A 12,887-nucleotide genomic window follows, 5' to 3' on the forward strand; every position below is an offset into this window, starting at 1 on the left:
TCGCGTCCGTCGTGAACACGTCCGCCCTCAGGCTTCGGAGTTGCAAGAGCGCACAAGTTGAACAAAGCGCGAATACCCTGGGTTCATGCGCAATGTGTGGAAATGGCTTGGGCTGGCCGGCGTCGCCGGTGTCGTCGCCGGGGGCGCGCTGGTGGCTCGCGACCAACGCAAACGACGCGCCTACACGGCCGACGAGGTCCGGTCCCGCCTGCACCAGCGGCTGGCCGAATACGACGGCGAGGGCTTTCAGTCCGAATCGGGATCGGCCGGGACGTCGACGGCGAACAACCGATAGTTGCCCGAAAATCCCTTGAGTTCGACGTCGCGGCCCGCGTCGAAGCGGATGTCGTCATTGTCGGAAAGGGCATCTCGCACCGGCTGACTCACCAAGATCTCACCACCGGCCGCCTGCGCCGCCACCCTCGCCGCCATTGCGACGTTCCGGCCGAACAGATCGTCGCCGCGACGCACCGAGCGGCCCATGTGGATGCCGATCCGGACGCGAATCTCCTCGTGCCGCTTGCGCTTTGCATCCTTGCGTAGCGCACGCTGTAGGTCGATGCCGCACCGCACCGCCTGGTCGGCGCGGGCGAATGCCACCATGAACCCGTCGCCCTGGCTCTTCACCACGTGACCAGACCGTCGCTGCACCAGCTCCGACACCAGCTTGTCGTGCGCCCCAATCAGCTTGACCCAGGCGCGATCACCGATCCGTTCGTTGAGCGCGGTGGATTCCTCGATGTCGGAGAACAGGATCACCACCCGGCCATCCGGTGTGACCCGCGCCAGGTCGGGGCGCTCCACCTCCGCCCAGTCGGCGAGGTCTTCGATCGAACTGCGCACGGCGGCGCCGAAGCCTTCTTTGCGTACTACGTTCGCGGTGTTCCACACCGTTTTGAGAGCCTCGCGGCCGCCCGACAGCAACCAATTGCGGGCGTCGGTGCGGTGCCGCAACTCGTCGATCTCCTGGCGGCTGCGGACCAGTAGCCGCGACACCACGGCGAGCGCGATAGCCTCGATCGCGGCAGCGCCGGCCAGCACGTAGACCGTGATATGCAGCGCGTCGCCCACGCAAGCATCCTGCCAAAGGCCGCGGTGGCTTGAGGTTGTCGGGTCTGTGTGCGGTGTCTAGTGTTAGGTCCGACCGCCGCGGGTAGTGAGTCTGGAAGAGCCGATGACTTTCGGAGGTGCGGGCTTGGCTGACGGCGGTGACAACTCTTCGAACAAGCTGGTGATATTCGGCATCACCGGAGACCTGGCGCGCAAGATGACGTACCGGGCCTTGTACCGGCTCGAGGCGCGCGGCATGTTGGACATCCCGATCGTCGGCGTGGCCAGTGACGACATCCCCCTCGAGAAGCTGGTCGGGCGTGCCCGCGACGCCATCAAGGCGTCGGGTGAGAAGTTCGACGACGCGGTGTTCGACCGGCTCGCGGGCCGGCTGTCCTATCTGCACGGTGACGTCACCGACGACAAGCTCTACGGCCAGCTCGCCGAGAAGATCGGCAAGGACTGCCGGCCGCTGTACTACCTGGAAATGCCGCCGTCCCTGTTCGCGCCGATCGTGGAAAACCTCGCCAAGGCCGACCTGTTGGAGTGCGCACGCGTCGCGGTGGAAAAGCCGTTCGGCCACGACCTGGCCTCTGCGCGTGACCTGAACGCCCGGCTGCGCGCGGTGCTCGACGAGGACCAGATCCTGCGGGTGGATCACTTCCTGGGCAAGCAACCCGTCGAAGAGCTGCAGTACCTGCGCTTCGCCAACAACGCGCTGGCCAAGCTGTGGGACCGGGACAGCATTTCCGAAATTCACATCACCATGGCCGAGGATTTCGGCATCGAGGACCGCGGCAAGTTCTACGACGCGGTGGGTGCCCTGCGTGACGTCGTGCAGAACCATCTGCTTCAGGTGCTCGCGCTGGTCGCTATGGAGCCCCCGGTCGGTCCCAGCGCCGATGACCTGAACGACAAGAAGGCCGAGGTGTTCCGCGCGATGCCGGCGCTGGATCCCGAGCGTTGCGTGCGTGGCCAGTACCGCGGCTACACCGACGTGGACGGGGTAACCAAGGATTCCCAAACCGAGACCTATATCGCGCTGCGGACCGAGATCGACAACTGGCGCTGGGCGGGCGTGCCGATCTTCTTGCGCGCGGGAAAAGCGTTGCCGGAGAAGGTCACCGAGGTGCGGATGTTCCTCCACCACGTTCCCGGATTCTCGTTCCTGCCCAACCGTCGGCCGCCCGCGCCCAACCAGATCGTGCTGCGCATCGATCCCGATCCGGGGATGCGGCTGCAGTTGTCCGCCCAAGTGGGCGACGAATGGCACGACGTACACCTGGACTCGTCGTTCGCGGAGGACCTCGGGGAAGCCGTGCGCCCCTACGAACGGCTCCTGTACGCCGCGCTCACCGGGGACCGCCAGCTGTTCGCCCGGGAGGACGCCATCGAGGAGACATGGCGGATCGTGCAACCCGTGCTGGACAAACCAGGCCGGATCCATCACTACGATCAGGGCTCCTGGGGACCCGAGGCCGCGCAGTCGCTGCTGCACGGCCACCGCAGCTGGCAAGAGCCGTGGCTGCCCAAGCAGACGTCACAGTAAGGAGAACAGGAAGAGATGCAGCTCGGGATGATCGGCCTCGGCCGGATGGGCGCGAACATCGTCCGCCGCGTCGCCAAGGACGGACACGAATGCGTGGTCTACGACCACAACCCGGACGCGGTCAAGGCGATGGCGGGGGAGGAGAGGACCACCGGGGTGGCGTCCCTGCAGGAGCTCGCCGAGAAGATGACCGCTCCGCGGGTGGTCTGGGTGATGGTGCCGGCGGGGACCATCACGACGGGGGTCATCGAGGAGCTGGCCAACACCCTGGACTCCGGCGACATCGTCATCGACGGCGGCAACTCGTACTACCGTGACGACATCAGCCACGCGAAGACGCTGTCGGAGAAGGGTATTCACCTACTGGACTGCGGCACCAGCGGTGGCGTGTGGGGCCGGGAACGCGGCTACTGCCTGATGATCGGCGGCGACGACGAGGCTTTCCTGCACGCCGAACCCATCTTCGCCTCTGTCGCTCCCGGGGTGGAAGCGGCACCGCGTACGCCGGGGCGTGACGGCGAGGTCGCGCGGTCGGAAAAGGGATACCTGCACTGCGGTCCGTCCGGCGCCGGGCACTTCGTCAAGATGGTGCACAACGGCATCGAGTACGGCATGATGGCCTCCCTCGCCGAGGGGCTGAACATATTGCGCGGTGCCGACATTGGCAAGCAGGTGCAAGAGGGCGACGCGGAAACGGCGCCGCTGTCGAATCCGGAGTTCTACCAGTACGACTTCGACATTCCCGAGGTCGCCGAGGTATGGCGCCGCGGCAGCGTCATCGGCTCCTGGCTGCTGGACCTGACCGCGATCGCGCTGCACGATTCGCCCGACCTCAAGGAGTTCTCCGGGCGAGTCTCCGACTCCGGGGAGGGCCGGTGGACCGCCATCGCGGCGATCGACGAGGGCGTCCCTTCGCCGGTACTGACGACCGCGCTGCAGTCCCGCTTCGCCTCGCGCTCACTCGATGACTTCGCGAACAAGGCGCTGTCGGCGATGCGCAAGCAGTTCGGCGGGCACGCCGAGAAGCCGGCGAACTAGCGGCGATCGCGAGCGCGGCGGAGCCGGGCGATGCGGGTCGCCGCCATCGGGACGCGGATCGCGGCCAATCAGTGCCGCTTGACGAACTTCACCACGGCGTCGCTGAACGCGTCGTTGTCGTCGCCGGCCGCGGTGTGCCCGGCGTTGGACAGCTCGACGAACTCCGCGCGGGGCACGCTGGCCAGGAAATGCCGGACGCCCTCGGGGCTCACCACGTCGGACAGCTTCCCGCGGATCAGTAGGACGGGAATCGAGAGGCTCTTCGCCGCCTGCTCGAACTTCTCGGTGCGCAGCTCGGGATCGTCGCCGGGCTTGGTCATGAACGCCGGGTCCCAGTGCCAGTACCAGCGGCCGTTCTCGCGCAGGCGCAGGTTCTTCTTCAGGCCCTCGGGGCTGCGCGGCTTGTCCCGGTATGGGAGGTAGGCGGCGACGGCGTCGGCGGCCTCCTCCAGGGAGTCGAAACCGTCGAGGCCGCTGATCATGAAGTCGCGAATGCGGGCGCTGCCGCCCTTCTCGAATCGGGGCACCACGTCGACGAGGACCAGTCGGGTCACCACCGCGGGCCCCGCCCGGTGGGCGGCGAGGATGCCGGTCAGCCCGCCCATGCTCGCGCCGATGATCATCACCGGCCGGCCGATCGCCTCGATCACCTTCAAGACATCGGCGGTCAGGGTCTCGACGTCGTAGTCGGCATTGGGTGCGCGATCGCTGTCACCGTGTCCCCGGCTGTCGACTGCGACGACGTGCAAGCCCTCGTCGGCGAGCGTTTGGCCGGTGTTTTTCCAGGAATGCCGGTTCTGGCCGCCACCGTGCAGCATGAGGACGCTCGGGCGCCCCGCGCCGTCGGTCCCGCCATTCCATTCGTCGGCGACCAGGGTGATGCCGCCGACACCGGAAAACTCGACCGTCTGAGGGAGGCTGCTGACGGTGCTCATGCGACCTGACGTTACATAGGGGGCTTAAGCACCGTCTCGCGGGTCGGCGACGCGATGAGTTTTCCCGCTGGCCGGGGTCTACCCAGTGACAACACCAACGATCAAAAAGGAGACCCGGGCCTATGCCATCGATCACCCCGTCGCTGTGGTTCGACCATGACCTGGAGGAGGCGGCCAGGTTCTACACCTCGATTTTCCCGAACTCTCACATCGAGGGCCTCAACCGAACCACGGAGGCCGGACCGGGCGAGCCGGGCACCGTCCTGTCCGGCAGCTTCGTGCTGGACGGCACCCGGTTCATCGGCATCAACGGCGGCCCGCACTTCCACTTCACCGAAGCGGTGTCGTTCACCATCCACTGCAAGGACCAGGACGAGGTCGACTACTACTGGGAGCGGTTGACCGACGGCGGCGAGGAATCGCAGTGCGGTTGGTGCAAGGACCGCTTCGGCCTCAGCTGGCAGATCGTCCCGGACCGGCTCTACGAGCTGATCAGCGACCCCGACCGGGCACGCGCGGCGGCCGCCACTCAAGCGATGTATGGCATGCGAAAGATCGTCATCGCCGATTTGGATCGGGCCGCCGCGCAGGTTTAGCGAAACTCCCTGTGGCAGCACCGCTTTGACCGCTTGGGGCATGCGGTCGGTGCGTCGCGGGCCCGCACGCGTTAGGTTGGTCCGTGCGGACGCGCCGAGCAGGGAGTGGACATGGGTGAACCAGGCTGGATCGACGTGCCCAGCCCTGCGGGGGACCTGAAGGCACTCACCTGGGGGCCACGCGGTGGCCCCATCGCCTTGTGCCTGCACGGCTTCCCCGACACGCCCTACGGGTTCCGCAAGATCGCTCCCCGGCTCGTCGAGTCCGGCTGGCGGGTGGTGGCCCCCTTCATGCGCGGATACGCGCCGTCGTCGATCCCGGCCGACGGCAGCTATCACGTCGGCGCAATGATGGACGACGCCTTGCGGGTGCGCTCGGCAGCCGGCGGCACCGACGGTGACGTGGTGATCGGCCACGACTGGGGTGCGATCGCCACCACCGGTCTGGCCGCCATGCCCGACAGCCCGTTCACCAAGGCCGTGATCATGTCGGTGCCGCCGTCCGCGGCCTTCCGCCGCAAGGCAGGCGCGGCGGAGCGCGGACGGCTGGCCGGCCAACTGGCGCGTCAACTGCTGCGCAGCTGGTACATCATGTACTTCCAATTGCCCTTGTTGCCAGAGCATTCCGCGTCCTGGGTGCTGCCGCTGCTGTGGCGGCGGTGGTCACCGGGCTATCGTGCCGACGAGGATCTGCGCCACGTCGACGCGGCGATCGGGACGCCGGAGAGCTGGCGTGCGGCGCTCGGACCGTACCGCGCCACGCTCCGCAACACCCGGCCGCCGGCGCAGTATGCCGAACTGAACGAGCTGTGGACAGCGGAGCCGGTGTGGCCGTGCCTGTACCTGCATGGCCGCGACGACGGCTGCATGACATCGGCTTTCGCCCGCTGGGCGGAGAAGGTGTTGCCGCCGGGCAGCGAGATGGCGATCGTGGATCACGCTGGGCACTTCCTGCAGCTCGAGCAGCCCGACAAGGTCGCCGACCTGATCCTCGGGTTCATCGGCTCACCCGGCTGAATGGCGCCGCAGCGGTTGGCCGCTGTCGATGCGCAGTTCTACTGGATGTCGGCCAAGATTCCCAACGACGAGTTCTTGCTCTACGCGTTCGACGGCGAGCCCGTCGACTACGCCCACGTCATTGAGCAACTCCGCCGGCGGGCCAGCGAGGATCCGGAGCTGGCGCTGCGGCTGCGGGATCGCGGCCCGCTCGTGTATCCGCAGTGGGTTCCCGCGGCCGTCACGCCCGACCAGGTCGTCCGCCACGACCTCGAGGACCGCAGCTGGGCCGGCTGCCTGGCCGCCGTCGTCGCCCTTGCCGGCGACCAGCTGGACGTGCGCCGGATGCCCTGGCGGCTGCATGTCTTCAGCGCGGTGCTGGGCATCCCGGGCGTGACCGGACCGGGGAGCGTGGCCGTAATGCAGGTCGCGCACGCGCTGGCCGACGGGGCCCGAGCCTCCGCGATGGCGGGTTGGCTCTTCGGCCGGCCGGACCACGTGCCCGGGGTGCGGCGGCTGCGGGCCGGATTCTTGCCGTGGCGAGCCGCGCAGGCGGCTCGCGCCCATCGGCAGTTGGAGTGCGACACTCGCGCGGGTCTGCTGACCGCCAAGGCAGATCCCCGGCCACTGCTGCCGACGAATGCGCGGCCTGGCGCGGCCCGGTCGGTGCGCACGCTGGTGCGGCACCGCTCGCAGTTGCGCGGCCCTACTGTCACGGTGGGCGCGCTGACGGCGATATCCGCGGCGCTTTACGAGTTGCTGGGCGACGCCGCCGATACGCTGGGCGCCGAGGTTCCGATGGCCAAACCCGGTGTCGCGCATGCGTATAACCACTTCGGTAACGTCACGGTGGGTCTGTATCCGAAGCTGGGGTGGGAAGCCCGCGCCGAGCGGATCGCGGCGGAGCTGGCCAACGGCCGGCGCCGCTTCGCGCATCCGGCCACGCGTTACGCCGACCGAGCCTTCGCGGCGGTACCCGCAGCCCTCTTACGTTGGGGCGTAGCCCAATTCGATTTCGATGTCCGCCCCGAGCAGGTATCCGGCAACACCGTGTTGTCCAGCGTGTACCGCGGGCCGGCCGATCTGACCTTCGGCGGAACCCGGGTGGTCCTGACGGCCGGCTACCCGGCGCTGTCGCCGGTGATGGGGCTGACGCATGGCGTGCACGGCATCGGCGACACCATCGCGGTCAGCGTGCACGCCGCCGAGTCGGCCGTCCCCGACATCGATGCCTACGTGCGGCTTCTCGACGCGGTGTTGTAGCTACTGCGCGTCACCGGATCGGGCGGCTTCCTCCCGCGTGAGGCCGACGGCGGAGATCAGCTCCTCGTGCAGCTCGAACCACACGGTGTGGTAAGAATCGATGAGCGGCCTGGTCAGCCATGCCGTCTCGCCTGCCCGCACTTTGCCCAGCGCCGCAACCAGTTTCGCCGGGTATGCGTTCAGCCGCGGCAGCTGCGCCGCGACCGACTCGATGATGGGCAGCACCCGCGCATGCAAATCGTCGAGGCGGGCCAGCACCGCCGCGTCGTATTCCGCGTCGTCGTGCGCGTTCGGGGTGCCGTCGGGACCGCCCTTGAGCTGCCAGTCGGTGACCAAGGATTTGAAATCGGCGTTGACGGGCCGAAAGTCGTCGTAGGCGGCGGCCAGCGCCGCCCGGTCGGCACCGCTGCGCTCCTCGGCCAGTAGCGTCGCGAGCCGGTCGCGCCCGGCGGGGGTGATCCGCACGGTCGCCTCGTTGACCAGTAGGCCTGCCGCGGTCAACTGTTCGACGACGGCCGTCACGTCGGCGAGGTCTTCGTTGAGTGTCGCGGCAAGCTCGGCGGGACGTAGCCGGCCCTTCAGCCGAACCGCTTGCAACACCGCCAATTCGGTCATGGCGTGGTCTCGCCCGCGAGCCGCAGCGCGGTCAGCATGACGATCAGCGGGGTGGCCGAAACGACGTCGGTGTGTCCGCGTTTCATCGCCTCCGCGACCGCGTCGTCGGTGGCGTCATCCAGCCGCATGTGGCCGCCAGAGGTGTGGGCGCGCAGCGGGCTGAGCCGTCGGGCGATGTCGGCCAACTCCCGCAGTTCGGGTGTATCGCTTTCGGACCACGCGGACAGGCTCAGGTTGCCCTCGCGCACTTCGCCTTTCGCGCCGTCGACGGTGATCAGCTTGCCGGCCAGGGATGCGGCGACCCCAGGGCCACAACCCACCACAGCCACCCGGCCGAGTTCGCGGCTGACCACCGCCGCGTGGCTGGCCGCCCCGCCGACCTCGGTGACGATGCCTTGCGCGGCGAGCATGCCGGAGACGTCTTCCGGCCGGGTGTGATCGCGCACCAGGATCACCGGCTCACCTCGCTCGGCGGCATCGAGCGCCTCGTCGACGTCGGTGTATGCCCTGCCCGACGCGACGCCCGGGCAGGCCGGCAATCCCTTGGCCAGAAGTCTTGCCGACAAACGTATTTCCGGCTGTAATGCCGGTAGCAGCAGAGTTTGTACGTGCGCCGGGGTCACCCGTCTCAGCGTCTCCGCGTCGTCGATGAGCCCCTCGTGCCGCAGCTGTAATGCGAGGCGCACCGCTGCCTGCGCCGACCGCTCCGCGCCCCGTGTCTGCAGCAGCCAGAGTTTGCCGTCTTCGACGGTGAACTCGATCTCTTGAACGTCGGACCCGAGTCGCTCCAATCTGCGGGCGGCGTCCATCAAGTCGTCGTAGACGGCCGGCTGCTCTTCGCGCAGGGCGGTGACCGGCTCGACGTCGACCGACCCGGACACCACGTCGTCACCCTGTCCGCCGGGTAGCCATTCGCCGAACGGTGTGCGGTCGCCGGTGACGGGATTGCGTGAAATGAGAACGCCCGCACCGGAATCGGGGCCGTGGTTGCCGAACACCATCGCCTGCACGACGACAGCCGTGCCGCTCTGATCGTCGCCGCCGGAATGGGCGCGGTAGGCGAGGGCCCGGGGCGAGTTCCACGAGGCGAACACCGCCTCGATGCCGGCGCGTAGCTGCGCATAGGGGTCGGCGGGCGCCGATTCTTGTTCGTCCAATCCGACGATGCGCCGATACATGCGGTCGAACCGCCGGCGCGTGTCGCGGGCGAACGCGGCGGCGCCGGCGGCGGCGAGCGCCTGCTCGACATCATCGTTCATGCCGAGGTCCAAGATCGTGTCCATCATGCCCGGCATCGACTGGGTGGCCCCCGAGCGCACGCTGACCAGCAGCGGACGCGGGCCCCGACCGAACGTGCGCGAAGTCTGCGCCTCCAGCCAGCTCATCCGGTCCAGCACGTCGGCCCAGATCGCGTCGATGGTGGCCCCGGGGTCGGCGAGGTACCGCAGCCCCACCTCGGTGGTGATGCAGAAGGCGGGCGGCACCGGCAGACCGTGGCGGTGCATCACCTCGATGCCGTGGCCCTTGTTGCCCAGCAGCGCCCGCGGATGACTGGCCGTGCCGTCCAGTAACACCACGGAATGCCCGTCAGGCGAGGCGCTAGACGCGCCACAGGGAGCGCCGCTGCCTCGTGCGATACGAGCCGTGGTGCACCCCCTTCTGGTCGGCTGCCGATCGGCCAATGTCGGAACGTCCGCAATGTTCCCACACGCGCCGCGGGAGTTAGCTGCTCGGCGGTCCTGTTATCCGGTCCGCCCGATGATCTAGGTTTGCAGGTATGACTCCCTACGACGTCGGGTTACTGATCTTGCGGCTGGTGTTGGGCGTGACGTTGGCCGCGCATGGCTACAACAAGTTCTTCGGTGGCGGCCGCATCCCGGGCACCGCGCGGTGGTTCGAAAGCATCGGCATGAAGCCGGGCAAGTTCCACGCCACCGTGGCTGCCACGACCGAGATGGCCGCCGGGTTGGGCCTGGCCGCCGGTCTGCTCACCCCGATCCCCGCCGCCGGCTTCGTGTCGTTGATGCTGGTCGCGGCCTGGACGGTGCACCGCGCCAACGGCTTCTTCATCGTCAAGGAGGGCTGGGAGTACAACCTGGTCCTGGCGGTCAGCGCCGTGGTCGTCGCCACCCTGGGCGCCGGAAAGCTGAGCCTGGACTACGTCGTGTTCGGGCACAACTGGATGGACGGCTGGCGCGGCTTACTCATCTCTGTCGTGCTCGGCCTGGCCGGAGCGCTCGGCCAGCTGGTGATCTTCTACCGTCCTCCCGCTAAGCAGGCCGGTTAGCTGGCGACCGACCGCGCCGGCGTGCGATGGCCGTGGCGAGTACTTCTATCCGCTGGCGCGACTGACTGATGCCAGCGCTCCGGGTGTTCCGATGGATAGCGGTGTGAGTCCTGCGGGATGAGCGGCTTACCGGGATCGCGGACGCCGAGCGCACTTGAAGTCGCGCTATCCGTAGCGATGTGTCTCGACTTTGATACCGCGGCCAAGGTCAGCTCTGCCGGTTCACCTGCGGAGTGGATGGTTCGCTGACAGCCCTCTTCCTTTTGGCAACGGTAAGCGTGGCGCATACCACCAGTACGCCGGTGGAGGCGGCTTCGGCGATCAACGCCCAGGAGTTCAGCACTTGCCGGTCGGGGACCACGGATATGCCTAATTCGTTCTTGGCGTCGCCGGCGAGTACGGCCGGATACGCCAGACACAAGACGGCGCTGAGGAATGCGACGACCGCGCATCCGCACGCCACGAATCCGAGCACCCGCACTCGGCTCGCGCCAAGCAGCGCGCCGCCGGCGGCAATCGAGGCGATCAGTACGACCCACCCCGGCGTGCCGTTGACCAGGCCGGTGAACAGGCCACCATAGTGATCGCCGTGCTCGCCGATGTAGATGCCCAGACCATTCCAGCGAATGGGCAGGCCCAACGGGCTGACATCGACCCATGGCAGAAGAGTCAGTGCGGCCGACGCGATGGCCGCCACGACGGCCACTACATCAATTACCCTGGTACGCAACGGTTCCCCCTCGATCCATTCAGCCGCCGATTTCTGTCATGAGTTGGGCATGATCTCAACGGGATTTTCGCTCAGGGGCTCAATCACGATGGCGACGTCCTTCATCAGCTCGATCGAGCGATTAGTTTCGAGGACACTCTGTACGTCTCCCTCGAGAATCATGTAGCCCGCACGATTCATCTTCTCAAAGAAGTCGATAAGCGACTCCCTGCTGCGGAACACCGGGAAGAACTGCATTTCGCCGCGTCCTAGTAAGAAAGCCTTTTGTCTGCCGTCTTTAGTGTTGCCAAAAGGGGTGGAGTAGTAGACCTTTTCCGCACTGAGAGCTTGTGCGGAGTGACTTTTCTTCCTGAAGAAGCCCACAGTGTCTCCTCCCCCCGTGCCGCTGGTCGGCCAGCCAGTGCGACGTTACATCCAAACCGCGGGCCCTGAACCAGAAGTGGCCGGCTAGGCGACCGCCGCTGTCTCGGCCTCCCGCACTTCGGTCGCCGCGCGCTCACCGGAGCGGATCGCGCCGTCGATCCACCCGCACATGACGGCCGAGCTTTCCGTCCCCGCCCAGTGGATTCGGCCGCAGGGCTCGCGCAGGGTGTAACCGAATTCGGTCAGCACGCCGGTCGGGGCGTGGCTGATCATCCCCCCGCCGGAGTAGCGCTCGACGGTCCAGTTCTGCTCGTGGTACTCCTGCGGCGTCCTCGCCTTCTCACCGAACCGGTCCACCAGCTCACCGACGAGCGCCGCTCTGCGCTCGGCCTCGTTGAGCTTGGTCAGCCGCCGCGCCGCGGGCCCTTCGGTGATGACGCACATGACGCCGGGGTCACCGGTGTCCGTGCAGGCGTCGATCGTCAGGGTGGCCGGGGATCCCGGTGCGGCCGATTGACCCGACAGCCCGTCGGCGCGCCAGAACGGCTCGTCGTAGATGATCGACGTCTTGATCACCGCGCCGCTCGGCATCCGATGGTGCAGCATCGCCCGATCCACCGGCAGCAACGGCTCGTAGACGATCGAGGCGGCGATCGCCAGCGGGATCGCCACAATGACTCGCCGGGCGCGCACCGTCAGGTCGGCGGCGGTCACCGTCACGCCGTCGGAGTCCTGGGCGATTTGCCGGACCGGTTGCGAAAGGTGCACCGCGTCACCCAATTCGGCCGCGATGGGACCGTAAATCGCGCCCATTCCCCCGACCGGGCGGGCGTCCTGGGAGCCGCCCTTCCCCGAAATCGCGAACGTCAGCCCGCCCGCGGACGCCGTCTGCAACAACCCCCACAGCAAGGACGTCTCTGACGCAGCCGAGGTGTAGAGGCCGGCAAAAGCCATGTCCAGCATTTCGCGGGCCTGCTTGGACATGGTGTTCTGCTCGATCCACTCGCCCAGGCTGATGCGGTCCCACTCGTCGGCGTGTTTGGCGTCCCAAGGCGCCTCGCACGGAAGCGATTTGGCCATTTTCTCGATCGACAGCAAACCGACGCCGAGGTTGGCGACCGCCCATGGGCTCATCGTCCAGGGGACGGTGCCGCCGTAGCGGTGCTTCTTGCCGTCGACGATCATCATGGCGTCGCCGTCGTTGTGCTGCTTGTACTCGGAGACGCCGAACTCGTCCATCAGCGCGTAGATCCGGTCCTGGCCCGGTCCGATCCATGCGCCGCCGCGATCGATCCACGTACCGTCGGGGCGGTACTCGGTGAAGGTGCGGCCGCCGACCCTGTCGCGCGCCTCCAGCAAGGCCACCGAATGACCCGCCCGCTTCAACCGCAGGGCGGCCGTCAATCCCGCGAATCCCGCTCCGACCACGCAATAGTCGACCTCTGACATGGCTGGCTCCTCAACC

14 protein-coding genes are annotated in these 12,887 nt (G+C 67.5%); 7 read left to right on the forward strand and 7 right to left on the reverse strand.

Translation table 11 applies throughout. The features are described 5' to 3' along the window. Positions 1-85 precede the first annotated feature (85 nt). The gene (locus tag A5697_RS00740; RefSeq protein WP_068007078.1) at positions 86-295 is read left to right on the forward strand and encodes a hypothetical protein; all 210 of its coding nucleotides are present in this window, start codon (positions 86-88) and stop codon (positions 293-295) included. Here the strand turns inward: A5697_RS00740 and A5697_RS00745 are convergent. Next, complete coding sequence (locus tag A5697_RS00745) at positions 247-1,071, reverse strand: adenylate/guanylate cyclase domain-containing protein (protein WP_068007080.1); 825 nt, start codon at positions 1,069-1,071, stop codon at positions 247-249. The two genes, A5697_RS00740 and A5697_RS00745, sit on opposite strands and share 49 nt — an antisense overlap. Positions 1,072-1,195: 124 nt before the next feature. Between A5697_RS00745 and A5697_RS00750 the strand changes: the two genes are divergently transcribed. After that, positions 1,196-2,599 carry a glucose-6-phosphate dehydrogenase gene (locus A5697_RS00750; RefSeq protein ID WP_067949802.1) on the forward strand — a complete coding sequence of 468 codons (1,404 nt, stop codon included), beginning with the start codon at positions 1,196-1,198 and terminating at the stop codon, positions 2,597-2,599. Between the two features lie 15 nt (positions 2,600-2,614). Next, complete coding sequence (gnd, locus tag A5697_RS00755; RefSeq protein WP_068007081.1) at positions 2,615-3,637, forward strand: phosphogluconate dehydrogenase (NAD(+)-dependent, decarboxylating); 1,023 nt, start codon at positions 2,615-2,617, stop codon at positions 3,635-3,637. Positions 3,638-3,705: 68 nt separating this feature from the next. Here gnd and A5697_RS00760 read toward each other — a convergent pair whose 3' ends face one another. Then, positions 3,706-4,572 carry an alpha/beta fold hydrolase gene (locus A5697_RS00760; RefSeq protein ID WP_067949766.1) on the reverse strand — a complete coding sequence of 289 codons (867 nt, stop codon included), beginning with the start codon at positions 4,570-4,572 and terminating at the stop codon, positions 3,706-3,708. Between the two features lie 122 nt (positions 4,573-4,694). Here A5697_RS00760 and A5697_RS00765 point away from each other — a divergent pair, with 122 nt between their 5' ends. The 3 genes from A5697_RS00765 to A5697_RS00775 all read left to right on the forward strand — a co-directional run bounded on the left by A5697_RS00765 (position 4,695) and on the right by A5697_RS00775 (position 7,427). Further along, a complete protein-coding gene (locus A5697_RS00765) occupies positions 4,695-5,168 on the forward strand; it encodes a VOC family protein (protein ID WP_068007083.1) in 474 nt (157 codons plus the stop codon). Between the two features lie 111 nt (positions 5,169-5,279). Further along, positions 5,280-6,185, forward strand: a complete 906-nt coding sequence (locus tag A5697_RS00770; RefSeq protein WP_068007084.1) for an alpha/beta fold hydrolase — start codon at positions 5,280-5,282, stop codon at positions 6,183-6,185. Further along, on the forward strand, positions 6,186-7,427 hold the full coding sequence (locus tag A5697_RS00775; protein ID WP_068007087.1) for a WS/DGAT domain-containing protein: 1,242 nt from the start codon (positions 6,186-6,188) through the stop codon (positions 7,425-7,427). Here A5697_RS00775 and A5697_RS00780 read toward each other — a convergent pair whose 3' ends face one another. Further along, positions 7,428-8,042, reverse strand: a complete 615-nt coding sequence (locus A5697_RS00780) for a hypothetical protein (protein WP_068007090.1) — start codon at positions 8,040-8,042, stop codon at positions 7,428-7,430. It lies immediately after the preceding gene. After that, a complete protein-coding gene (locus A5697_RS00785; protein WP_231971932.1) occupies positions 8,039-9,679 on the reverse strand; it encodes a pyruvate, phosphate dikinase in 1,641 nt (546 codons plus the stop codon). The genes A5697_RS00780 and A5697_RS00785 overlap by 4 nt, the downstream gene beginning before the upstream one ends. A gap of 140 nt (positions 9,680-9,819) precedes the next feature. Between A5697_RS00785 and A5697_RS00790 the strand changes: the two genes are divergently transcribed. Continuing rightward, positions 9,820-10,329 (forward strand): DoxX family protein, encoded by a 510-nt coding sequence (locus tag A5697_RS00790; protein ID WP_067949778.1) that lies wholly within the window; start codon positions 9,820-9,822, stop codon positions 10,327-10,329. A gap of 208 nt (positions 10,330-10,537) precedes the next feature. On the opposite strand, the gene A5697_RS00795 is transcribed toward A5697_RS00790, so the two are convergent. From A5697_RS00795 to A5697_RS00805, 3 genes are all read right to left on the reverse strand, one after another. Next, on the reverse strand, positions 10,538-11,026 hold the full coding sequence (locus A5697_RS00795) for a hypothetical protein (protein WP_231971931.1): 489 nt from the start codon (positions 11,024-11,026) through the stop codon (positions 10,538-10,540). A 69-nt stretch (positions 11,027-11,095) separates the two neighbouring features. After that, positions 11,096-11,422 carry a hypothetical protein gene (locus tag A5697_RS00800; RefSeq protein ID WP_067949782.1) on the reverse strand — a complete coding sequence of 109 codons (327 nt, stop codon included), beginning with the start codon at positions 11,420-11,422 and terminating at the stop codon, positions 11,096-11,098. Between the two features lie 84 nt (positions 11,423-11,506). Then, entirely contained in the window at positions 11,507-12,871 is a 1,365-nt protein-coding gene (locus A5697_RS00805; protein ID WP_068007098.1) for an FAD-dependent oxidoreductase, read from the reverse strand. Positions 12,872-12,887 lie beyond the last annotated feature (16 nt).

Origin of the sequence: Mycobacterium sp. E3251 (genome assembly GCF_001666835.1) — a bacterium.
In the GTDB taxonomy this organism is placed as follows: domain Bacteria; phylum Actinomycetota; class Actinomycetes; order Mycobacteriales; family Mycobacteriaceae; genus Mycobacterium.